The sequence below is a fragment of the Actinophytocola sp. genome, from assembly GCF_035634895.1.
Classification (GTDB): Bacteria; Actinomycetota; Actinomycetes; order Mycobacteriales; family Pseudonocardiaceae; genus Actinophytocola.
In genome coordinates this window covers 1-22,916 of sequence record NZ_DASQCC010000058.1, presented here as the reverse complement: position 1 = coordinate 22,916, position 22,916 = coordinate 1, and the positions used below count along the sequence as shown (strand labels likewise).

Below are 22,916 nucleotides of genomic sequence, written 5' to 3'. Positions count from 1 at the left end.
GCTGGATCGGCAAGGCGGGTTGGGCCGGCAAGGCGAGCTGGATCGGCTGGGCCGGCTGGATTGGCGAGATCGGCCGGAGTGGCAAGATCGGCTGGATCGGCAAGGCCGGCTGGGCCGGCAAGATCGGCTGGGCCGGCTGGGTCGGCAAGATCGGCTGAACCCGCAAGATCGGCAGCACCGGGTGGGAGACGTCTGATGCCGGGCCAGCCAAGGCGGCACCGCCCCGGCGCACCCGGCCGCCGCCCGGTGCCGCGGCTCGCGGTCGCCGGTGTGCCCGCCCGCGGCGGCCTGCCCGCCGGTCCCCGCACCCCACCACGCGGCACCGTGCACGGCTCCGGGCGCCGGCCCGTCCCCCCGCCCCCACGCCGCCCGGCCGGCCCGCGCCGCCTCCCACGCCGGAAGCGGCCCGCCAACCACCACATCCGCGTCGTCGCCGTGCGGTTCCTGCTCATCGCGGCGCTCGTCGCGGCCGGGCTCAAGCTCGTCCAGGTCCAGGGGTTCGAGTCCGACGCGCTGGCCGCCAAGGCCGAGCGGCAGCGCACCACCGAGATCGACCTGCCCGCCCTGCGTGGCTCGATCGTCGACCGCAACGGGGTTCAGCTCGCGTTCAGCGTCGAGGCACGGGCGCTCGCCTTCCAGCCCCGGGTGTTTCGCAAGAGCATCGACACCTTCAACAAGAACATCAAGGACGGCAAGCAGGCGGGCACGCCGATGAACTACGACACCGAGACCGCCGCCATGGCGGAGGGCATCGCCCAGAAGCTCGGCATCGTCGAGCAGGACCTGCTCGACAAGGTGCGCTCGGACAAGAACTACGTCTACCTCGCCGACGGGGTCGACCCCGGCGACGCGCGGGACCTCCAGGTGAGGTTCCCGTCGATCATCACCGAGTACCGCGCCGAGCGTGAGTACCCGGGCAAGACGACCGCGGCCAACATCATCGGCATGGCCAACTGGCGGATGGACGACAAGGACGTCAAGAAGCACGACCTGCACGGCCTCTCCGGCCTGGAGATGCTGCGGGACAACCAGCTCGCCGGCACCCCCGGCCGCCAGGTGGTGGCGACCGAGGAGGGCAACGACGACGTCATCATCCCGAACAGCGAGCGGGACGTGCGCCCGGCGGTCGACGGCTCGAACATCGAGCTCACGATCGACGCCGACCTGCAGTACTACCTGCAGCAGTCGCTTTCCGCCTACGTCGCCAAGGCGCAGGCCCGCAGCGGCAGCGCGGTGATCATGGACGCCAGGACCGGCGAGATCTACGCGCTGGCCAACGACAAGACCTTCGACCCGAGCCAGTCCGACTGGAACAAGGACCAGGCGCTGCTCGGCGACGCGGCGGTCACCACCCCGTACGAGCCCGGCTCGGTGAACAAGGTCGTCACGGCCCTGTGCGCGATCAACTACAACATCACCTCGCCGCTGGACACGCACACCGTGCGGGACTCGATCCGGGTCTCGGACCGCACCATCGAGGACGCGTGGCACCACCCCCCGCAGCAGTTCACCACGACCGGCGTCTTCGCCAAGTCGTCGAACGTCGGCACGCTGATGCTCGCGCAGCAGTGTGGGCCGGACCGGTACTCCGACCTGCTCAAGAAGCTCGGCATCGGCAAGCGCACCGGCGTCGGCCTCCCCGGCGAGAGCGCCGGGGAGGTGCTGCCCCGCAACCAGTGGTCCGGCTCGACGTTCGGCAACCTGCCGATCGGACAGGGCCTCTCGATGACCGTGCTGCAGATGGCCGGCATGTACCAGACCGTCGCCAACGACGGCGTGCGCATGCCGCCGCGGATCGTGGCCGCGCGGATCACCCCGGAGGGCAAGCGGATCCCGGAACCGGCGGCGAAGCCGGTGCGCGTGGTCAGCGCGAAGACCGCGCGGACCGTGCGGGACATGTTCCGCGCCGTGATGCAGAAGGGCGGTGGCCTGAACAACGGCACCGGGTACACCGGCGCGCTGCCCGGCTACCAGATCGCCGGCAAGACCGGCACCGCGCAGCAGCCCAGGGACGGTGGCGGCGGCTACAGCAACCAGAACTACTGGATCACGTTCGCGGGCATCCTCCCGGCGGACTCGCCCCGGTTCGTGGTGGGCATCGTGATCGACCGCCCGAACTACTCCGGCGGCCCGCCGGAGGGCCGGTCAGCGGCGCCGCTGTTCCACGACGTCGCGTCGTACCTGGCGCAGCGGTACAACATCCCGCTGTCGAAGGAGCAGAGCCCGATGATTCCGCTCGTCGAGTCGTAGTCTCGTCGCATGCTGCGCACTGACGACGCCAGGTTCGCCTCGCTGCCCGACTTCGACCACGAGCCGGCGTACGCGTCCGTCGACGGGCTGCGCATGGCGTACGTGACGGCAGGCCCCGAGGACGGGCCGGTCGTGCTGTTGCTGCACGGCGAGCCGAGCTGGTCGTTCCTGTACCGCAAGGTGATGCGGGTGCTCGCCGCGGCCGGGATCCGTGCCGTGGCACCGGATCTGATCGGCTTCGGCCGGTCGGACAAGCCGCCCGCGGCCGCGCACACCTACGCGGCACACGTCGAGTGGGTGCGGGCGCTGGCGTTCGACGCGTTGGACCTGCGGGACGTCACGGTCGTCGGGCAGGACTGGGGCGGGCTGATCGGGCTGCGTGTCGCGGCGGAGCACGAGGAGCGGGTGGCGCGGATCGTCGCGGCGAACACCGGGCTGCCGACCGGTGAGCACGGCATGCCCGACGTGTGGTGGCAGTTCCGGCGTGCCGTGGAGACGGCGCCGGTGCTGGACATCGGCCGGTTCGTGCAGTCCGGCTGCAGGAAGCCGATGTCCGACGAGGTGCGGGCCGCGTACGACGCGCCGTTCCCCGCCGAGGAGTACAAGGTGGGCCCGAGGGTCATGCCCGGCCTGGTGCCGGTTTCGTTGGACGACCCGGCGACACCCGCGAACCTGGCGGCGTGGGAGGTGTTGCGGCAGTGGGAGAAGCCGTTCCTGTGCGCGTTCAGCGACGGCGACCCGATCACCGGCGCCATGGCCCCGATCCTGCGTGCGCTGATCCCCGGCGCGGCGGGCGTCGACCATCCGACGATCGAGGGCGCCGGCCACTTCCTGCAGGAGGACGCGGGCGAGCGTCTCGGCGAGGAGATCGCGAGGTTCGTGCGGGCGACGCCCTGACGGGACCGTGGGTGGGGTGCGCTTGAATTCCACCATGGCCTGGTTCACCGAGGACGATCTCCGTGCCGCCGCGGGTGACGGGTCCTTCCGGCGGGGGCGTGAGTACGTCGATGCCGTGGGGGAGCTACGCCCGACCGCGCTCGGGGTGCGGGCGAGCGTGCGCGGCAAGGACGTGTACGAGGTGTGGCTGGGCCGGGAGAACGACACGCTGGTCGCCGAGTGCGAGTGCCCCTACGGGCTGGAGGGGAACTTCTGCAAACACTGCGTGGCCGTGGGTCTTGTGCTGCTGGCCGACGGTTCGCTCGCGCCGGCCACGGACCTGGGCGCGTACCTGCGCTCACTGGACCAGGGGGAGCTGGTGGACCTGTTGCTGGCACAGGCGAACCGCGATCCCGCGCTGTGCCGCCAGCTGATGCTGCGGGCGGGTACGACGGGCGCGCCGCAGGTGGCGGTGCTGCGCCGGCAGCTCGACACGGCACTGCGCGTACGTGGGTTCGTGGACGGCGACTACGCGACGCGGGCCAAGGACGTGCTCGACACGGTCCACGACCTGGTCGACTCCGGGCACGCGGCCGAGGCCCGGCCGCTGGCGCGACACGCGGTCGAGCTGCTGGCGTCGGCGATCGGCGCGGTGGACGACCCGACGGGCACGGTGGCGGGCGTGTGCCGGCGGGCGGTGAAGCTGTACGCGCGGGCGTGCACGGCGGCGCGGCCGAACCCGACGAAGCTGGCGACGTGGTTGTTCCAGCTGCGGTTGGCGTGGCCGACGTGGCCGACGATCGACATCGGCGACTTCGCGGAGCCGCTGGGGGAGGTGGGGATGTCCGCGTACCGGACGCTGGTGAACGAGGCGTGGCACGCGCTGGACGACGACGCGGACCGTTCGGTGCTGCGCGCGATGCGCGAACAGGTGGCGAAGACGACCGGCAACGTGGACGCGATGGTCGAGGTGCTGTCGGACGACCTGCCGGCACCGAAGGCGTACCGGGACATAGTGACGCTGCTGCGTGCCGCGGGCCGCATGAAGGAGGCGATCGACTGGGCCGAACGCGGGGTGTCCTCGACGAGGGACATGGCGCTGACGGAGCTGCTGGTCGAGTCCTATGTGGACGGACAGCGTGGCGACGACGCGGTCGAGCTGCGGAAGGCGGCACTGCGGGAGTCCCCGGCGAGGTTGTGTTACTCACGGCTGCGCGAGACTGCGGCCGAGGTCGGGGCGTGGCCGGGGCTGCGCGAGTGGGCGCTGGCGGTGCTGGCGAGGTCACCGGTGGAACTGGTGGGTGCGCTGCTGGACGACGACGAGGTGGCGGAGGCGTGGTTGGCGGCGGTCCGGTACGACTGCGTGGGGGTGGAGGTGGCTCGTCGGCGTGGGTTGACGGACCCGGAGGACGTGCTGCCGGCGTACCAGTCGCTGGTGGAGGGGTGTCTGGCGCGCGGTGGCCGGGAGGCGTACCGGGAGGCGGCGGTGTTGTTGCGAGAGCTGGCGGACGCGGCGGAGCGGTGCGGGGCGTCGGTCGAGGAGTTCGTGGCGGGGGTGAAGGCGCGGCATGCGCGTAGGCCGGCGCTCCTGGATGAGCTGCGGAAGGCCGGGTTCTGAGCTCTGCCCCGGCCCGGGGGCCGCGAGTCCGACGATCGCGGTTCGTCAGTTCGGATGGGGGTCGGTGGTCGGGAAGCGTTCGTGGCCCAGGACGTTCAGGAGTTTCAGCTTTTCCTCGGCCTCGCTGCGTGGGGACGCGGTCAGTACGAGCAGCACCTGGGACTGGTCCTCGGTGAACAACGCCTGACAGTCCACCTCCAGCGGTCCCAGCTCCGGGTGGATCAGCGTCTTGTGGTCCTCGAACCGCCTCGACACCTCCTGCCTCGCCCACAGGGCCGCGAACTCCTCGCTCGTCTTCTCCAGCGCGCGTACCAGCTCGCCGGCCCGCGATCGCGTGCCCATCGACCCGTACGCCGCCCTCAGGTTCGCCACCAGCATCCTGCTCTGGCGGGCGTGGTCGTCCTCCGGGTAGTGCGATCGCTCGTCAGGGTCGGTGAACCACCTGTACACCCCGCTGCGCGCCAACCCCTTGTAGCGCGACGCGTCGCCGAACAGTGCCTCCGCCATTCCGTTCTGCACCAGCGTCTCGCCCAGCTCGGACAGGATCAGGGCCGGGGTGTCGGCGAGGCGGTCGAGTACCCGCAGCAACGCGGGCGACACGTGCGTCGCCGTTGACGTCGGTGACGGGGTGTTGCGGCCTGCCACCTGGAAAAGATAGTCACGCTCGCTGTTCGTCAACCGCAGTGCCCTTGCCACCGCGGACAGCATCTGCTCGCTCGGCTGTGGTCCCCTCCGCTGCTCCAGGCGCGTGTAGTAGTCGGTCGACATCGCCGCCAGTACCGCCACCTCGTCGCGGCGGAGCCCCTTCGTTCGGCGGCGGGCGCCCGGGGCCAGGCCCACGTCCTCCGGCCGTAGTGCCTCCCGGCGGCTACGCAGGAAGGCGGCCATTGCTGCACGGTCCACATCCGCCAGTATCGGCCAACCTGCGCTTTTAGCCAGGGATCGCCGATCCCCCGATAACGGCTCTCTGCATCACGCCCGGTCGGCTGGGCACGCTGGGGGCATGAACATCACCGGAAACACGATCTTCATCCCCGGCGGCACCAGTGGGATCGGGCTCGCCCTCGCGGTCGAGCTGCGGGCCAGGGGCAACACCGTCATCGTCGGTGGGCGTCGTGCCGAGTTGCTCGAACGGATCGCCGCCGAGCACCCCGGCATCGACACCGTGCGGATCGACACGGCCGACGCCGCCAGCATCGACGTCGCGGCCAAGCAGGTGCTCCAGCGCCACCCCGACCTCAACGTCCTCATCGCCATGGCCGGGATCATGCGCATCGAGGACTGGCGCAGGCCCGAGGACTTTCTCACCTCGGCCGAGTCCGTGATCACCACCAACGTGCTCGGGCCCGTTCGCCTCGTCGCCGCGTTCGTCGAGCACCTGCAGACCAGGCCGGACGCGACGATCGTGACCGTCTCCTCCGGTCTCGCGTTCACGCCCTTCACGGTCGCGCCCAGCTACAGCGCCTCGAAGGCCGCGATTCACATGCTCAGCGAGTCCCTCCGGCTGCGCCTCGCCGACACCTCGGTGAGGGTCGTCGAGCTGGTACCGCCGGCGGTGCGCACCGCACTGGTGCCCGGCCACGCGGAAAACGAGAACGCCATGCCGCTGGACGAGTACGTCGCCGAGGTCATGAGCCTGTTCGAGTCCCAGCCCGACGCCAGGGAGATCCAGGTCGAGCGCGTCAAGTTCCTCCGCTACGGCGAGGCCCGCGGTGACTACGACCAGGTCGTCGCCACCGTCAACGGCGGGTGATCACGACCGCTCCAGGTACTTGCGCAGGTGCTGTGCCGTGAGTGAGTCGCCGGTCGCCACCAGCTCGGCCGGAGTGCCCTCGAACACCACCCGGCCGCCGTCGTGACCGGCGCCGGGGCCCAGGTCGACGATCCAGTCGGCGTGGGCCGTCACGGCCTGGTGGTGCTCGATCACGATCACGGTGTTTCCGTTGTCCACCAGGCGATCCAGCAGCGCCAGCAGCTGGTCCACGTCCGCGAGGTGCAGGCCCGACGTCGGCTCGTCCAGGATGTAGGTGCCGGCCCCGTCCGCCATGTGGATGGCGAGCTTGACGCGTTGCCGCTCGCCGCCGGACAGGGTGGTCAGCGGCTGCCCCAGGCCCAGGTAACCCAGGCCGACGTCGGCGAGGCGATCCAGGATCGCGCGGGCGCCGCCGGTCGGGAAGAACTCCCGTGCCTCGGCCACCGGCATCGCCAGCACCTCGCTGATGTTCTTGCCCCGCAAGGTGTAGCGCAGCACCTCCGGGGTGTAACGCCGGCCCTCGCACTGCTCGCACACCGACGCGACGCCGGCCATCATGGCCAGGTCCGTGTACACCAGACCGATGCCCTTGCAGTTCGGGCACGCGCCCGCCGAGTTGGCGCTGAACAGCGCCGCCTTCACGCCGTTGGCCCTGGCGAACGCCGTCCGGATGGGATCGAGCAGGCCGGTGTACGTCGCCGGGTTCGACCGGCGCGAGCCGCGGATGGCCGACTGGTCCACCACGGTCACGCCGTCCCGTCCGGACAGCGCGCCGTGGATCAGCGAGCTCTTCCCCGACCCGGCGACGCCGGTCACCACGGTCAGCACGCCGGTCGGCACGTCCACGCTGACGTTCCGGAGGTTGTGCAGTGACGCGCCGCGGATCGGGATCGAGCCGGTCGGCGCGCGCAGGGAGGTACGCAACGTCACGCGGTGGTCCAGGTGGCGGCCGGTGAGCGTGTCCGACGCGCGCAGGCCGGCCACGTCGCCGGTGTAGCAGACGTGCCCGCCCGCGGGGCCCGCGCCGGGACCGAGGTCGACGACGTGGTCGGCGATCTCGATGGTCTCTGGCTTGTGCTCCACCACGAGCACCGTGTTTCCCTTGTCCCGCAACCGAAGCAGTAGCTCGTTCATCCGCTGGACGTCGTGCGGGTGCAGGCCGACGGTCGGCTCGTCGAACACATAGGTCACATCCGTGAGCGCGGAACCCAGGTGCCGCACCATCTTCACGCGCTGCGCCTCGCCGCCGGACAGGGTGCCGGACTCGCGGTCCAGCGACAGGTAGCCCAGCCCGATCTCCACCAGCGAGTCCAGCGTCTCGCCGAGGGTCCTCAGCAGCGGCGCGGCGGCCGGCGCGTCGATCCCGCGGACGAACTCGGCCAGGTCGCTGATCTGCATCGCGCCGCAGTCCGCGATGTTCCGCCCCTGGATCCGCGACGACAGCGCCGCCTCGTTCAGCCGTGCCCCGTGGCACGCCGGACACCGGCTGAACGTGACCGCCCGGTCGACGAACGCGCGGATGTGCGGCTGCGCGGCCTCCTTCTCCTTGGCCAGGTACAGCCGCCGCACCTTCACGACCAGGCCCTCGTAACTCGAGTTGACGTTCCCGTACCGCACCTTCGTGGCCGGCTTGTAGAGGAAGTCCTGCCACTCCTGCTCGGTGAACTCCCGCAGCTTCTTGTCCGGGTCGACGAACCCCGAATGCGCCATCGACTGCCAGTACCACGAGTCGACGGTGAAGTTGGGCACGGTGATCGCGCCCTCCCGAAGCGACAGGTCCCTGTCCACCAGTTGGTCGACGTCGATCGAGTTGACCTTGCCGATGCCCTCGCACTCCGGGCACATGCCGTCGGGCAGGTTGAAGCTGAACGCGGTCGACGGCCCGACGTACGGCTCGCCGATCCGGCTGAACACGATCCGCAGCATCGTGTGCGCGTCGGTCGCGGTGCCGACCGTGGACCGGGAGTTCGCGCCCATCCGCTCCTGGTCGACCACGATCGCGGTGGACAGGTTGCGCAGCCCGTTGACGTCCGGCCGGCTCGGCGCCGCCATGAACGACTGCAGGAACGCCGAGTACGTCTCATTGATCAGCCGCTGCGACTCGGCGGCGATGGTGCCGAACACCAGCGAAGACTTGCCGGAGCCGGAGACCCCGGTGAACACCGTCAGCCGTCGCTTCGGGATGTCGAGCGAGACGTCGGCCAGGTTGTTCTCCCTGGCACCACGTACCTCGATCCGGTCATGACTGTCCGCGGCGTGCCCCATGCGTCCCTCTCTTTATGATGTAAAGTGATGTCTCGGACCGTACTTTACGTCGTAAGGAGTTGCAACGTGGTGGTGTTCGCTGGCCAGGGCGACGCGCGCCGGGCCATGTCGCTGCTCTGGCGGGAAGCCGGCGCCGAGGAGCCGCGACCTGGGCCGAAGCCGGCGCTGACGGTCGACGCGGTCGTCGCGGCCGCCATCGAGATCGCCGACGAGCACGGCATGGCGGGCCTGTCGATGCGGGCGGTCGGCGAGCGGCTCGGCCGCACCGGCATGGCGCTCTACACCTACGTGCCCAGCAAGAGCGAGCTCGTCGACCTCATGTACGACGCGGTGCTCGCGGAGGCGCGGCACACGTACGACCTCGGTGGCGGCTGGCGGACGGCACTGGTCGCCTGGGCCGAGGACCTGTGGGAGTTCTACCTGCGGCACCCGTGGGTGCTGCAGGTGTCGCAGGCCCGGCCGGTGCTGGGGCCCAACGAGTACGTCGTGCTGGACACGGTCCTGCGGATCATGTTCGAGACCGGGCTCGAACCGCCGGCGGTGCGGCGGCTGACCGGCGCGCTGTTCCAGTTCGTGCGTGCGATCGCGCAGGTCGTCGCGGAGGCACGGGTCGCGGCGGCCGCCACCGGGACCAGCGACGAGCAGTGGTGGTACGCCCGTTCCGCACTCCTGATGGAGCTGGCGCCGGACTTCCACACGCGCTTCCCCATGGTCACCAAGCTCGCCAAGGCGGACGGGTTCACGCTCGCCGACGAGACGGTGCCCTACCAGGAGCAGGCATCGACCGAGACGTTCCACGCCGGCCTGAAGGCGCTGCTGGACGGCATCGAGGCGAGCGCGTCGAGAAAACCGTGATCGTGTCGCGCTTCCGTGGCCTCTCGGGGTTGGCTGATACTCGGGCCTCGTGAGCACTTTGCCGAGCGTCCCGACGCCCGCACCCGCCAGGGACGACGGATCCCTGGCCAGCCCGCTCGGCTGGGCCGCCGCCCTGAACGTCGGTTTCCTCGCCGTCCTGTGGGCCGTCGAGCTGGTCAACGCGGCCACCGGCCGGAACCTGACGCAGTCGGGGGGAATCGTCGCGCGGGACTTCGGGAGCCTGGTCAACATCCTGACCTCGCCGTTCGTCCACGGGAACCTCGACCACCTGATGGCCAACGCGCTGCCGCTGTTCAGCCTCGGGCTCATCGCGGCCCTCCCCAGTCCGAGGCGGTTCCTGCTGATGACGCTCGTGGTGATCGTCGTCGGCGGGCTCGGGATCTGGCTCACCGCGCCGGCCGGCACGGTGACCATCGGGGCCAGCGGGGTGGTGTTCGGCTACTTCAGCTACCTCCTGCTGCGTGGCCTGGTCGACCGGCGGCCCGCCGACGTGCTCGTCTCCGTCGGCATCGCCATCGCTTACGGGTCCTTCATGTGGAGCGCGGTGGGCATCGGGGTCACCGGGATCTCCTGGCAGGGACACGTCTCCGGACTGGTCGGCGGGGTCGTCGCCGCGCTGGTCGTGCGCACGCCGAAGAAGAAGCGGGAAGCCCTCACCGAGGCCCTGCCCGGGCTGCCACCGGCCGCCCAGGAGCGGAGCGACCCAGCTCACTAGGTGCGGTGTCCACGTCACTAGCCGAACCCGACACGGCCGGACGCACCAGGGTGTCCTTGATCGCCCTCCGTGCGCAGGTAACCTTCCGCGACGTGCCCGCCAAGCTCGTCGGCAAGGCAGTGACGGCACCGCCTCGCCCCGCAAGGATCACACCAGTCTCGCTCACCACGTTGGTGACGCGGGCGGACGCGCGTGCGCTCGGGCTGCCCGGCGCCGACCTGGCGGTCACCGGAGTGAGGCTCCGTGCGCAGCATGTGGTGCCCGGTGACCTGTTCGCCGCGCTGCCCGGCGCCCGGGTGCACGGGGCGGACTTCGCCGCCGACGCCGTACGGGCCGGCGCGGTCGCCGTGCTGACCGACGAGGCCGGTGCCGCGCGGCCGGCGCTGCGGGACGTCCCGGTGCTGGTGCACGACGACCCGAGGGGGATGCTCGGCTCGATCGCCGCGTGGATCTACGGGGAGCCGTCGCTGCGGCTCTCGGTGCTGGGGGTGACCGGCACGTCCGGCAAGACCACCACCACGTACATGATCGACGCGGGCCTGCGGGCCGCCGGGCTCACGACCGGGCTGGTCGGCACGGTCGAGACCCGCATCGCGGGGGAGCGGCTGGCCAGTGCGTTCACCACACCGGAGGCCCCCGACCTGCAGGCGTTGCTCGCGGTGATGGCCGAACGCGGCGTCACGCACGTGCCGATGGAGGTGTCCAGCCACGCGCTGGCGCTGGGGCGGGTGGCCGGCACGCGGTTCCGCGTCGGCGGGTTCACCAACCTGTCCCGGGACCACCTGGACTTCCACCCGGACATGGAGGACTACTTCCGGACCAAGGCGCTCCTGTTCGACGGCCGCTCCTCGACCGAGGTCGTGTGCGTGGACGGCGAGTGGGGCCGGCGCCTGGTCACCCCGGACACGGTCACCGTCGCCACCGAGGGTGACGGCGACTGGACGGCGAGTGCGCTGACCACGTCGAACACCGGCGAGCAGACGTTCGTCGTGCACGGTCCGGACGGGCTCGAACTGCCGGTGACGCTGCCGATGCCCGGCGAGTTCAACGTGGCGAACGCGCTGGTCGCGGCGGCCTGCCTGCACGCGGTGGGGGTGGCGCCGGCCGACATCGCCACCGGGCTCGCGACCGTGCAGGTGCCGGGGCGGATGGAGCGGGTCGCGGTCGGGCAGGACTTCACGGCCGTCGTCGACTACGCCCACAAGCCGGCCGCGGTCGCGCTGGCGCTGGACGCCATGCGGGCCCGCACGGACGGCCGGGTGATCGTCGTGCTGGGCTGTGGCGGTGACCGGGACGTGGAGAAGCGGCCGATGATGGGCGAGGCGGCGGCCCGGCGCAGCGAGCTGCTGATCGTGACCGATGACAACCCTCGAACCGAGGACCCGGCGGCGATCCGGTCCGCCGTGCAGGCGGGCGCGGAGGCGGTCGCCCCGGGCGAACGCGGCGAGATCCTGAACATCGGCGACCGCCGCACGGCGATCGCCGAGGCGGTGAACCGCGCGCGGCCGGGCGACGTGGTGATCATCGCGGGCAAGGGCCATGAGACGGGCCAGGAGATCGACGGAGTCGTCCACCCGTTCTCCGACCACGACGAGCTGCGGGCGGCCATCTGCGCACGCCTGGCGGAGGAGACCCCATGATCCGGCGCCACACACCGGAGTTGTCGGTGCCCTCGACCGGTGCGGTGTCCCATCGGCGGACCGGCCACGGGGTGACCAGATGATCCCGCTGACGCTCAGGGAGATCGCCCTGGCCACCGGTGGGCGCCTGCACAACGCGACCGGCGACGAGACCGTCACCGGGTCCGTCGAGTTCGACTCGCGGCAGGTCGGGGCCGGTGGCCTGTTCATCGCGGTGCCCGGTGAGCGGGTGGACGGCCACGACTTCGCCGCCGCCGCGATCGAGAAGGGTGCCGCCGGGATTCTCGCCGCCCGGGAGGTCGACGCGCCCTCGGTCATCGTGCCGCCCGTCGACGTCGCGCACGGCACCGCCTACGTGCTCGCCGGCGACAAGGACGGTTCCGGCGCCGCGGTGCTCGCCGGGCTCGCCGCCATCGCGCGGGCCGTCGTCGACCGGCTGCCCGATCTCACGGTCGTCGGCGTGACCGGGTCGTCCGGCAAGACCTCCACCAAGGACCTCATCAGCCAGGTGCTCGAACCCCTCGGGCCGACCGTCGCGCCGCCCGGCTCCTTCAACAACGAGCTCGGTCACCCGTGGACGGTCCTGCGGGTCGACGAGAGCACGCGGTACCTCGTCCTGGAGCTGTCCGCCCGCGGCGCCGGCCACATCCGCGCCCTCTGCGAGACCGCCCCGCCCAACATCGGCGTCGTGCTGAACGTCGGCACCGCGCACCTGTCCGAGTTCGGCTCGCGCGAGGGCATCGCGCAGGCCAAGGGCGAGCTCGCCGAGGCGGCCTCCGACGTCGTGGTCCTCAACGCCGACGACCCGCTCGTCCGCGCCATGGCCGACCGCACCAAGGCGCGGGTCGTCCTGGTGGGCACCGCCGAGGACGCCGACGTACGTGCCACGGACATCCAGCTGGACGACCAGGCCAGGGCCACGTTCCGGCTCAACGACACGGCCACCGTCACGCTCGGCCTGCACGGCGCGCACCACGTCGGCAACGCCCTCGCCGCCGCGGCGGTCGCCCTGGAGCTGGGTGCCACGGTCGAGGACGTCGCCGCGAGCCTGTCCGGGGCCCGGCGCCGGTCCGCCCGCCGCATGGAGGTCACCACCCGCGCGGACGGCGTGACCGTGGTCAACGACTCGTACAACGCCAACCCGGACTCGATGGCGGCCGGGTTGGCGACGCTTGCCAGTATGTCCGGACCCGGCAGACGCACGTGGGCGGTGCTGGGCGAGATGAGGGAGCTCGGTGACAACTCCGCCGAGGCCCATGAGGAGATCGGTCGGCTCGTGGCCCGCCTGGGCATCGACCGCCTGGTGGTGGTGGGTGAGCCGGCCGGTGCCATCCAGCACGGCGCCGCGTTGGAGAGGGCTGACACAGGAAAGGAGCCCGTGCTGGTGCCCGACGTTGAGACAGCCGTCGCGCTGCTGGACACCGAGCTGCGTCCCGGGGACGTCGTGATGGTCAAGGCGGCGAACCTCGCCGGTCTGTGGCGGGTCGCCGACGCGTTGCTGGGGAGCCGCACGTGATCGGCATCCTGGTCGCGGCCGCGATCGCCCTGATCGTCTCGATCATGTTCACGCCGTACCTGGTCCGGGTGTTCTCCCGGCAGGGTTTCGGGCAGGAGATCCGCGAGGAGGGGCCACAGGGCCACCAGTCCAAGCGCGGCACCCCGACCATGGGTGGCGTCGCCATCCTGGTCGCCATGGTGGTGGGCTACGTCGTCGCCCACCTCTTCAACACGAGCGAGAGCCCGACCGCGTCCGGGGTGCTGGTGCTGTTCCTCACCGTGGGCCTCGGTCTGGTGGGCTTCCTCGACGACTTCATCAAGATCCGCAAGCAACGCAACCTCGGCCTGAACAAGACCGCCAAGCTGGTCGGCCAGCTCGTCGTCGCGATCTCGTTCGCGGTGCTGGCGGTCAACTTCGCCGACAAGAACGGCCTCTCGCCGGCGTCGGTCCGGCTGTCGTTCGTGCGTGACCTGGACATCATCTCGTTCGGCACGATCGGGTTCGTCGTCTTCTGCTACCTGCTGGTGTCCGGCTGGTCCAACGCGGTGAACTTCACCGACGGCCTCGACGGCCTCGCGGGCGGGTCGTCGGCCATGGTCTTCGGCACCTACGTGGTCGTCACGTTCTGGCAGTTCCGCTACAACTGCGGCCTGGCGTCCCCCCAGCCCGGCTGCTACTACGTGCGTGACCCGCTCGACCTCGCCGTCGTCGCGGCCGCCGCGATGGGCGCCTGCATCGGCTTCCTCTGGTGGAACGCGGCCCCGGCGAAGATCTTCATGGGTGACACCGGCTCGCTCGCGCTCGGCGGCCTGGTCGCCGGCCTGTCCATCATGACCCGCACCGAGCTGCTGATGGTGATCATCGGCGGCCTGTTCGTGGTCGAGATGTTGTCGGTGGTGCTGCAGATCGCGGTCTTCCGCACCACCAGGCGAAGGCTCTTCCGCATGGCGCCCTTCCATCACCACTTCGAGCTGGCCGGGTGGGCGGAAACCACGGTGATCATCAGATTCTGGCTGCTGGCCGGGATCTGCGCGATGTTCGGGCTCGGCCTGTTCTACTCGGAGTGGCTGTCCTTCGGCGGCAGCCGCTGATGTCGGCGTTGCGCGACCGGAACGTCCTGGTCGTCGGCGCCGGCGTCACCGGGCGGTCGGTGGTCGCGGCACTCCGCGACCTCGGTGCGCACGTCACCGTCACGGTCACCGGCGACACCATCGAGGAGCTGCCCGGCGCCACGACGGTCGCCGGGCTCACCACGCCGCCCGAGGGCACGGACCTGGTCGTCACGAGCCCCGGCCTGCCACCCACGACGCCGCTGCTGGTGGCGGCCGCGGAGCTCGGCATCGAGGTGATCGGCGACGTCGAGCTGGCCTGGCGCGTCGGGCAGACGCTGTCGCGGCCACCCGCCTGGCTCGCGGTCACCGGCACCGACGGCAAGACCACGACCGTCGGCATGCTGGAGTCGATCCTGCTCGCGTCCGGCGCCAAGTCCGTCGCCTGCGGGAACATCGGCCTGCCGGTGATCGACGCGGTGCTGGGCGGCTACGAGGTCCTCGCCGTCGAGCTGTCCAGCTACCAGCTGCACTGGCAGTCCTCGGTGCGCGCGCGTGCCGCGGCCGTGCTCAACGTCGCCGAGGACCACCTGGAGTGGCACGGCACGATGGCCGCGTACAGCCACGACAAGGGGAAGATCTACGCCGGCGCCGGCCTTGCGGTCTACAACGCGGACGACGTCGAGACCGTGCGGCTCGCCGCTGACTCGCCGGACAGGGTGAGCTTCACCCTCGGCACCCCGGAGCCGGGCGGGTTCGGGGTCGTCGACGACTGGCTGGTTCACCGTGACCGGGCCGACGGCGGCCGGACCCCGCTCATCCCCGTCGCCGAGGTCCGCCCGATCGGCCCGCACAACGTGGCCAACGCACTGGCCGCGGCCGCACTGGCCAGGGCCTATGGCGTGCCCGCCGAGGCGGTCCGGGCCGGGCTGCGCGACTACACGCCGCCCGCCCACCGGGTCGAGCTGGTCGCCGAGCACGACGGCGTCCGGTACGTCAACGACTCCAAGGCCACGAACACCCACTCCGCCCAGGGCTCGCTCGGCGCGTTCGACTCCGTGGTCTGGGTCGCCGGCGGCCTGCTGCACGGCGCGGCGGTCGCCGACCTCGTCGCCGCCGTGGCGGGCAGGCTCCGCGGCGTGGTGCTGATCGGGGCTGATCAGGACGTGTTCGCGACCGCACTCGCGCGACACGCGCCGGATGTGCCGGTGCATCGGGTCTCTTCAGGAGACGATGAACCCATGCTCACTGCGGTGCGTGCGGCGAACGCGATGGCATCTCCTGGTGACGTGGTGCTGCTTGCGCCGGCCGCCAAGTCCCACGACCTCTTCGCCAGTTACGTGCACCGCGGCACTGCCTTCGCGCAGGCCGTGCGCGACGTGCTGGCGGAGCGCGGATGACGGCTCTCAACAACGAGTCCAAGGGCGCCGAGCCCAAGAGCAGCACCGAGGCCGAGAAGCCGGCACGCAGGACCCACAAGGCCCGGGAACGGGCCGGCCGGGTGTGGGCGGCCCGCACCGCGCTGACCGCGTGGCTCGGCCGGCCGCTCGCGTCGTTCCACCTGCTGCTCGCGATCTGCGCGCTGCTGATCGTGATCGGCCTGGTCATGGTGCTGTCCGCGTCCGCGGTCATCTCGATCAACCAGGGCAGCTCCGCGTACACGGTGTTCGGCAAGCAGGTCCTGTTCGTGCTGATCGGGCTCGTGCTGTTCTGGTTCGGCGTGCGGATGCCGCTGCGGCAGATCAGGGCGTTCAGCCCGATCGCGCTGTGGATCTGTGTGATGATGCTGCTCCTGGTGCTCACGCCCCTCGGCTCGACGATCAACGGCACACGCAGCTGGTTCAAGCTCGGACCGCTGTCGTTCCAGCCGGTCGAGTTCGCCAAGCTCGCGCTCGCGCTGTGGGGCGCGCACATGCTGGTGGTCAAGCGTGGACTCCTGCACCAGTACCGGCACCTGCTCGTGCCGGTCGTGCCCGTCGCACTCGTCATGTTCGCGCTGGTCATGCTGCAGCCCGACCTCGGCGGCACGGTCACGCTCGGCGTCGTGTTGATCGCCCTGCTGTGGTTCGCGGGCGCGCAGCTGCGGCTGTTCGGCGCGCTCGCGCTCGGCGGTGTCGCCGGCGTGATCCTGCTGGCCGTCGGCACCGGCTACCGCCTCGCGCGCGTCGTGTCGTTCCTCAACCCCGGCGAGGACGACATGGGCGCGGCCTACCAGGCCAACCAGGCGCTGTACGCGCTGGCGGACGGCGGCCTGTTCGGCAGGGGCCTGGGGCAGGGGCCGTCGAAGTGGAAGTACCTGCCCAACGTGCACAACGACTTCATCTTCGCGCTGATCGGCGAGGAGCTGGGCTTCGTCGGCTGCGCCCTGGTGCTGGGCCTGTTCGGCATGCTCGCGGTGGTGGGCATGCGGGTCGCCACCCGCAACATCGATCCGTGGATCCGCATGGTCGCGGCCACGCTGACCGTCTGGCTGGTCGCGCAGGCGGCGATCAACATCTGTTACGTGGTCGGGTTGCTGCCGGTCACGGGGATCACGCTGCCGCTCATCTCCTCCGGCGGCACGTCGGTCGTGACCACCATGCTGGTGTTCGGCATCCTCGCTAACTGTGCGCGCCATGAGCCCGAGGCGGTGGCCGCACTACGCTCTCAGGGGCCGGGCCGATTCGGCCGGCTGATGCGGCTCCCCGCCCCGGAGCCCTACCAGCCGCCGGTCAGGCGCAAACCGGTCCGGCGACCAGCCACGCAGCGAGGTACGGCGACATACAAGCGACAGGCCGCTGACCCGCGCCGCAATATTGGAGGACGTTCTTGACCACCCCTGCCAACCGTGGGCCCTGCGTCGTCGTCGCCGGGGGAGGGACCGCCGGGCACATCGAGCCCGCGCTGGCCCTCGCCGACGCCGTGCGCCGGATCCGTCCGGACGCCCGCGTGGTCGCGCTGGGCACCGAGCGCGGCCTGGAGAAGCAGATCATCCCGGCCCGGGGCTACCAGCTGGAGATGATCCCGCCGGTGCCGATGCCGCGTAAGCCGAACTTCGACCTGCTCAAGATGCCGCTCAAGGTCCGGGCCGCGATCAAGCAGACCCGCGAGGTGCTGGACCGGGTCGGCGCGGACGTCGTCGTCGGGTTCGGCGGCTACGTGGCCCTGCCCGCCTATCTCGCCGCCCGCGGCCGTATCCCGATCGTGGTGCACGACTCCAACGCGCGCGTCGGTCTCGCCAACAAGGTCGGCGCCCGGTTCGCGGCCCGGGTCGCCGTGGCCACGCCGGACTCCGGGCTGCCGAACGCCGAGGTGATCGGCATCCCGCTGCGCGGCTCGATCATCGGGCTGGACCGGCCCCGGCTGCGGATGCAGGCCCGCCAGTTCTTCGGCCTGCACCCGCACGCGCCGACGCTGCTGGTGACCGGCGGCTCGCAGGGCGCGCGGTCGATCAACAACGCGATCTCGGCGTGCGCGCGGGTCTTCGCCGACCGCGGCATCGGCGTGCTGCACGCGTACGGGCCGAAGAACAGCCTCGCCGTGCAGGAGGTGCCGGGCCGGCCGCGGTACGCCGCGGTGCCGTACCTGGAGCGCATGGACCTCGCCTACGCCGCGGCCGACGCGATCCTGTGCCGGTGCGGCGCGATGACCGTGGCCGAGGTGTCCGCGGTCGGGCTGCCCGCGATCTACGTCCCGCTGCCGCACGGCAACGGCGAGCAGGCGCTGAACGCCAAGCCGATGGTCGACGCGGGCGCCGCGCTGATGGTCAAGGACGAGGAGCTGACGCCGGAGCGGGCGGCCGAGCTGGTCGTGCCGCTGCTGACCGACCCGCTGCGCCTGCGCGCGATGAGCGCCGCGGCCCAGGGCGGCGGTCACCGCGAGGCGGCCGACGTGCTGGCCCGGATGGTTCTGGAGGTGATCGGCAAGTGAGTCGGCTCGAGCGGGTCCACCTTGTCGGGATCGGCGGTGCCGGAATGAGCGGCATCGCGCGGATCCTGCTCGACCGGGGCATGGCGGTGTCCGGGTCCGACGCCAAGGAGTCGCCGACGCTGATGACGTTGCGTGCGCAGGGCGCGCACGTGGCGGTCGGGCAGGCGGCCGAGAACCTGGACCTGCTCGAGGGCGGCCCCACGGCGGTCGTCGTGTCGAGCGCGATCAAGGCCGAGAACCCGGAGCTGGCCGAGGCGCGTGCACGTGGGTTGACGGTGCTGCACCGGTCCGAGGCGCTGGCCGCGCTGATGGAGGGCCACCGGGTCGCGTGCGTGGCCGGTACGCACGGGAAGACGTCGACCACGTCGATGCTCACGGTCGCGCTGCAGCACTGCCGGCTCGACCCGTCGTTCGCGATCGGCGGCGACCTCAACGAGTCCGGCGCCAACGCCCACCACGGCGCGGGCGGCATCTTCGTGGCCGAGGCGGACGAGAGCGACGGGTCGTTCCTGGCGTTCAGCCCGTCGGTCGCGGTGGTGACCAACGTGGAGGCCGACCATCTCGACCACCACGGCACGGTCGAGGCGTACAACGCGATCTTCGAGTCCTTTGTGGAACGACTGGTGCCCGGCGGGGTCCTGGTGGCGTGCGTGGACGACCCGGGCTCGGCGGCGCTGGCGCTGCTGGCCGAGTCGCACGGCGTACGGGTCCGGCGGTACGGGCGCGCGGCCGCGGACGTGACGATGACGTCCTACGAGCCCGTCGACGGCGGCGGCCTGGCGTCGATCCTGCTGAACGGCTCGCCGGTCGAGGTGCGGGTCGCGGTGCCGGGCGAGCACATGGCGTTGAACGCACTGGGCGCGCTGGTGGCCGGGCTCGAACTGGGCGCGCCGCTTGCCGGCCTGTTGGAGGGAATCGCCGGCTTCGGCGGCGTGCGGCGGCGGTTCGAGTTCAAGGGCCGGTCCGGCGGCGTACGGGTGTACGACGACTACGCCCACCACCCGACCGAGGTCGCGGCGCAGCTGCGGGCCGCTCGGCCGACGGCGCACGGCGGCAGGCTGATCGTGATCTTCCAGCCGCACCTGTACTCACGCACCAGGATGTTCGCGACGGAGTTCGGCAAGGCCCTCGGCCTGGCGGACGAGGTCGTCGTGCTGGACGTGTACGGCGCACGCGAGCAGCCCGAGCCGGGCGTGACCGGTCGGATCATCGCGGAGGCGGTGCCGCTGCCCGCCGCCCAGGTCCGTTTCGAGCCGTCGTTCGAGAAGGTCCCGGCCCTGGTGGCCGGCCTGGCGACCGACGGCGACCTGGTGCTGACCATGGGCGCCGGCGACGTGACGATGCTCGACGCGGAGCTGATCGCGGCGCTGGACCGGGTACGGGCCTGAGATGACCGGCGGCAAGGACGAGGAAGAGGACGACGAGCGGAAGGGCCGCCGCCGCTCCACGCGCGATCGCCGCGGCCGCGCCTCCTCCCGCGGCCGCGCCGCCGGACCGGACGAGCAGGAACAGCTGGGCCACACGTCCCGCACCCGCCGAACCCGCGACCCGGGCACGTCATGGTCCAGGGGACGGCGATTACCGGCCCCACCGGACGGCACCGCCACCGGCGCCACCCGCGATGCTGCCGGCGGCACCGGGTCCCGGGGAGGCCTCGCCGGAAGGCCCGACGAGCCGGGCTCCCCTTCCTGCGCGCCCGGTGGGGCCGGCACGCCCGGTTCCGCCGGCCGTGGTGCGGCCAGGTCTCGACGAGCCGGCTCGCCAGGTGCCGACTCCTCTGCCGCCGCGTCCAGCTCCGCTGGACGCGGCTCGGCCAAGTCTCGGCGAACCGCGCTGCCGGAGGGCGCCGACTCGTCTTCCGCTGGTGGCGCCGGTTCTGCTGGTCGTGGTGGGTCCAAGTCTCGGCGAGCCATGTCGCCGGAGGGCGCAGACTCGTCATCTGATGGCGCCGGTTCCGGTGGTGCTGGCCGTGGTGGCTCCGGGTCTCGGGCGGGTGCGTCGTCGGTCGGTGGCGACTCGTCTTCCAGTGGGTCCGGTTCCGCGAACCGCGGTTCGGGCAGGTCCCGGCGGGCCGCGTCGTCGCCGGGCGTCTCCTCCAGCGCGTCCCGTGACCCGGACGAGGCACCCGGGGGCTCGCGCGGCCGCGCAGGCGTGCGTGACCGCACGCGTCGGCGAGGTGAGCCCGCCCGGCCGGACTCGGCCGGGCGCGCCGCACGGGCACGCACCGGTCGCGACGCAGGCCGGCCCAGCACCCGCCGCCCGCGTTCGGACGCCGTCCGTGCCAGGCGCAGCGAGCCCGGGGAGCGTGCCGCGCCCACCAGGGCCCGCTACCTCACCCGCCGGTGGGTCGCCGTCCTCGTCGTGCTCAGCGTGCTCGCGGTGACCTACCTGGTGATGTTCACCTCGATGCTCGGCGTCCGGTCGGTCGAGGTCGTCGGGGTCAGGCAGATCCCCGAGGAGGACGTGATCAAGGCCGCCGCCATCGAGCACGGCACGCCCATGGTCCAGCTCGACGCCGCCGAGGCCGCGGCCCGTGTCGCGAAGCTGCCGCGGGTGTTCGAGGTCCACGTGGAGCGGTCCTGGCCCAGCACCGTGCAGATCATCGTCACCGAGCGGTCGCCCGTAGCGGTGCTGCGGGCCGGCTCCCGGACCCACCTGATCGACAGCACCGGCCTCGACTACGCGGTCGTCCCGACCCCGCCCGCGGGCCTGCCCACACTGGCCATGTCCAACGTGAGCCCCGGCGACCCGGCCACCAAGGCCGTCGTCACCGTCCTCGGCGCCATCCCCAAACAGCTCAAGGTCCAGCTCACCACCGTGACGGCGAACACCCCCGGCGACGTTCGCCTCACTCTCAGTGACGGCCGACTGATCAAGTGGGGCGACGCCCACGACAACGCCCGCAAGGCCGCCGTCCTGGCAGCCCTCCTGACCCGCCCGGGCAAGACCTTCGACGTGGCCACCCCGGACTTCCCCACCGTCGCCGACGCCTGACCCGCGCGAGTCCCGCGTTCAAACACCGCGAGTCCCGCGTTCACGCACACCGAGTCACGTTTTCGTGCACACCCCGACCGCACGAAAACGGGACTCGGCATGTCCGAACGCGGGACTCGGTATGTCTGAACGCGGGACTCGCGGGTTGTGGGTGGGGAGCCCGGGGATCTGGGTTGGGTGATCGTTCATATGATTGGGGGGACCGGGCGTCATGCGGGGGACTTCGACCTGCTTCGTGGGGTCCTGGACGGCGGCACTGGCGGGTAGCCAAGGGTGAATGGGGCACACAACACCGCAACTACACGGCGTGGCGGCTGGAATCCGGAACGGTCGATGCTTACCGTCCTGACTCGACGCCAGAGCTTGACATAACTCTAAGTCTCTCGTAGAGGTTTAGGGTTTCGGGCTCGCGATGGCGGTCGGGGACAGCAACAAGGCTTCAGATCATGGAAGGCGGCACGATGACGCCCCCGCACAACTACCTGGCGGTGATCAAGGTCGTCGGCATCGGCGGCGGCGGTGTCAACGCGGTCAACCGCATGATCGAGGTCGGCCTCAAGGGTGTCGAGTTCATCGCGGTGAACACCGACGCGCAGGCTCTGCTGATGTCCGATGCCGACGTCAAGCTCGACATCGGCCGTGAGCTGACCCGCGGTCTTGGTGCGGGCGCCAACCCGGAGGTCGGGCACAAGGCCGCCGAGGACCACCGCGAGGAGATCGAAGAGGTCATCAAGGGCGCCGACATGGTGTTCGTGACGGCCGGTGAGGGCGGTGGCACCGGCACCGGCGGCGCGCCGGTCGTGGCGTCGATCGCCCGCAAGCTCGGCGCGCTCACCATCGGTGTCGTCACGCGGCCGTTCGCCTTCGAGGGCAAGCGCCGCGCGCGGCAGGCCGAGGAGGGGATCACCGAGCTCCGCAACGAGTGCGACACGTTGATAGTGATCCCGAACGACCGGCTGCTCCAGCTCGGCGACATCGGCGTCTCGCTGATGGACGCGTTCCGCTCCGCGGACGAGGTGCTGCTCTCCGGTGTCCAGGGCATCACCGACCTGATCACCACGCCGGGGCTGATCAACCTGGACTTCGCCGACGTCAAGAGCGTCATGTCCGGCGCGGGCAGCGCGCTGATGGGCATCGGCTCGGCACGCGGCGAGGGCAGGGCCGTCCAGGCGGCGCAGAAGGCGATCAACTCGCCACTGCTGGAGGCGTCCATGGACGGCGCCCACGGCGTGCTGCTCGCCATCGCGGGCGGCTCCGACCTGGGGCTGTTCGAGATCAACGAGTCGGCGTCGCTGGTGCAGGAGTCGGCGCACCCCGAGGCCAACATCATCTTCGGGACGGTCATCGACGACTCGCTCGGCGACGAGGTCCGGGTCACGGTCATCGCCGCCGGCTTCGACCGCTGGGACGACCCCAAGGCCGACCGTCCCGGTGAGTCGGCCGCCTCCGGTCGGGCCCGCCGAGCCGATCTCG

The 22,916-nt window shown here is 71.4% G+C and carries 18 protein-coding genes; 16 read left to right on the top strand and 2 right to left on the bottom strand.

What is annotated here, in order from left to right; genetic code table 11:
• The first annotated feature begins 195 nt into the window (after positions 1-195).
• The 3 genes from VET29_RS08520 to VET29_RS08510 are packed head-to-tail and all read left to right on the top strand — an operon-like array spanning position 196 to position 4,744.
• Positions 196-2,250, top strand: coding sequence for a penicillin-binding protein 2 (locus VET29_RS08520; protein ID WP_324917121.1), 2,055 nt, complete (start codon positions 196-198; stop codon positions 2,248-2,250).
• 9 nt (positions 2,251-2,259) lie between these two features.
• Positions 2,260-3,147: a haloalkane dehalogenase gene (locus tag VET29_RS08515; protein WP_324917118.1), complete on the top strand. Its 888-nt coding sequence runs from the start codon at positions 2,260-2,262 to the stop codon at positions 3,145-3,147.
• Between the two features lie 34 nt (positions 3,148-3,181).
• Complete coding sequence (locus VET29_RS08510) at positions 3,182-4,744, top strand: SWIM zinc finger family protein (protein ID WP_324917115.1); 1,563 nt, start codon at positions 3,182-3,184, stop codon at positions 4,742-4,744.
• A 45-nt stretch (positions 4,745-4,789) separates the two neighbouring features.
• On the opposite strand, the gene VET29_RS08505 is transcribed toward VET29_RS08510, so the two are convergent.
• Positions 4,790-5,647 carry a helix-turn-helix transcriptional regulator gene (locus tag VET29_RS08505; protein WP_324917111.1) on the bottom strand — a complete coding sequence of 286 codons (858 nt, stop codon included), beginning with the start codon at positions 5,645-5,647 and terminating at the stop codon, positions 4,790-4,792.
• Between the two features lie 100 nt (positions 5,648-5,747).
• Between VET29_RS08505 and VET29_RS08500 the strand changes: the two genes are divergently transcribed.
• Positions 5,748-6,497, top strand: coding sequence for an SDR family oxidoreductase (locus VET29_RS08500; protein WP_324917108.1), 750 nt, complete (start codon positions 5,748-5,750; stop codon positions 6,495-6,497).
• Here the strand turns inward: VET29_RS08500 and VET29_RS08495 are convergent, their stop codons facing one another.
• Positions 6,498-8,762: an excinuclease ABC subunit UvrA gene (locus VET29_RS08495; RefSeq protein ID WP_324917104.1), complete on the bottom strand. Its 2,265-nt coding sequence runs from the start codon at positions 8,760-8,762 to the stop codon at positions 6,498-6,500.
• 66 nt (positions 8,763-8,828) lie between these two features.
• Here VET29_RS08495 and VET29_RS08490 point away from each other — a divergent pair, with 66 nt between their 5' ends.
• From VET29_RS08490 to ftsZ, 12 genes are all read left to right on the top strand, one after another.
• Positions 8,829-9,617 (top strand): TetR/AcrR family transcriptional regulator, encoded by a 789-nt coding sequence (locus tag VET29_RS08490; RefSeq protein ID WP_324917100.1) that lies wholly within the window; start codon positions 8,829-8,831, stop codon positions 9,615-9,617.
• 49 nt (positions 9,618-9,666) lie between these two features.
• A complete protein-coding gene (locus VET29_RS08485; RefSeq protein WP_324917096.1) occupies positions 9,667-10,353 on the top strand; it encodes a rhomboid family intramembrane serine protease in 687 nt (228 codons plus the stop codon).
• Between the two features lie 119 nt (positions 10,354-10,472).
• The gene (locus tag VET29_RS08480; protein WP_324917130.1) at positions 10,473-11,993 is read left to right on the top strand and encodes a UDP-N-acetylmuramoyl-L-alanyl-D-glutamate--2,6-diaminopimelate ligase; all 1,521 of its coding nucleotides are present in this window, start codon (positions 10,473-10,475) and stop codon (positions 11,991-11,993) included.
• 79 nt (positions 11,994-12,072) lie between these two features.
• The gene (locus VET29_RS08475) at positions 12,073-13,509 is read left to right on the top strand and encodes a UDP-N-acetylmuramoyl-tripeptide--D-alanyl-D-alanine ligase (RefSeq protein ID WP_324917093.1); all 1,437 of its coding nucleotides are present in this window, start codon (positions 12,073-12,075) and stop codon (positions 13,507-13,509) included.
• A complete protein-coding gene (gene mraY / locus VET29_RS08470) occupies positions 13,506-14,582 on the top strand; it encodes a phospho-N-acetylmuramoyl-pentapeptide-transferase (protein WP_324917090.1) in 1,077 nt (358 codons plus the stop codon). The genes VET29_RS08475 and mraY overlap by 4 nt, the downstream gene beginning before the upstream one ends.
• The gene (gene murD, locus VET29_RS08465) at positions 14,582-15,940 is read left to right on the top strand and encodes a UDP-N-acetylmuramoyl-L-alanine--D-glutamate ligase (RefSeq protein ID WP_324917127.1); all 1,359 of its coding nucleotides are present in this window, start codon (positions 14,582-14,584) and stop codon (positions 15,938-15,940) included. Before mraY ends, murD begins: the two co-directional genes overlap by 1 nt.
• Positions 15,937-17,352, top strand: coding sequence for a putative lipid II flippase FtsW (gene ftsW, locus VET29_RS08460; RefSeq protein ID WP_324917086.1), 1,416 nt, complete (start codon positions 15,937-15,939; stop codon positions 17,350-17,352). Before murD ends, ftsW begins: the two co-directional genes overlap by 4 nt.
• Positions 17,349-18,449, top strand: coding sequence for an undecaprenyldiphospho-muramoylpentapeptide beta-N-acetylglucosaminyltransferase (gene murG / locus VET29_RS08455; RefSeq protein ID WP_324917082.1), 1,101 nt, complete (start codon positions 17,349-17,351; stop codon positions 18,447-18,449). The genes ftsW and murG overlap by 4 nt, the downstream gene beginning before the upstream one ends.
• A gap of 44 nt (positions 18,450-18,493) precedes the next feature.
• Entirely contained in the window at positions 18,494-19,837 is a 1,344-nt protein-coding gene (gene murC, locus VET29_RS08450) for a UDP-N-acetylmuramate--L-alanine ligase (RefSeq protein WP_414636464.1), read from the top strand.
• A 763-nt stretch (positions 19,838-20,600) separates the two neighbouring features.
• A complete protein-coding gene (locus VET29_RS08445) occupies positions 20,601-21,443 on the top strand; it encodes a cell division protein FtsQ/DivIB (RefSeq protein WP_324917075.1) in 843 nt (280 codons plus the stop codon).
• A gap of 147 nt (positions 21,444-21,590) precedes the next feature.
• Entirely contained in the window at positions 21,591-21,710 is a 120-nt protein-coding gene (locus VET29_RS44040; RefSeq protein WP_414636463.1) for a DUF664 domain-containing protein, read from the top strand.
• A 194-nt stretch (positions 21,711-21,904) separates the two neighbouring features.
• Positions 21,905-22,916, top strand: a 1,012-nt coding sequence (gene ftsZ, locus VET29_RS08440) for a cell division protein FtsZ (RefSeq protein WP_324917124.1), incomplete at its 3' end; no start/stop codon positions are given.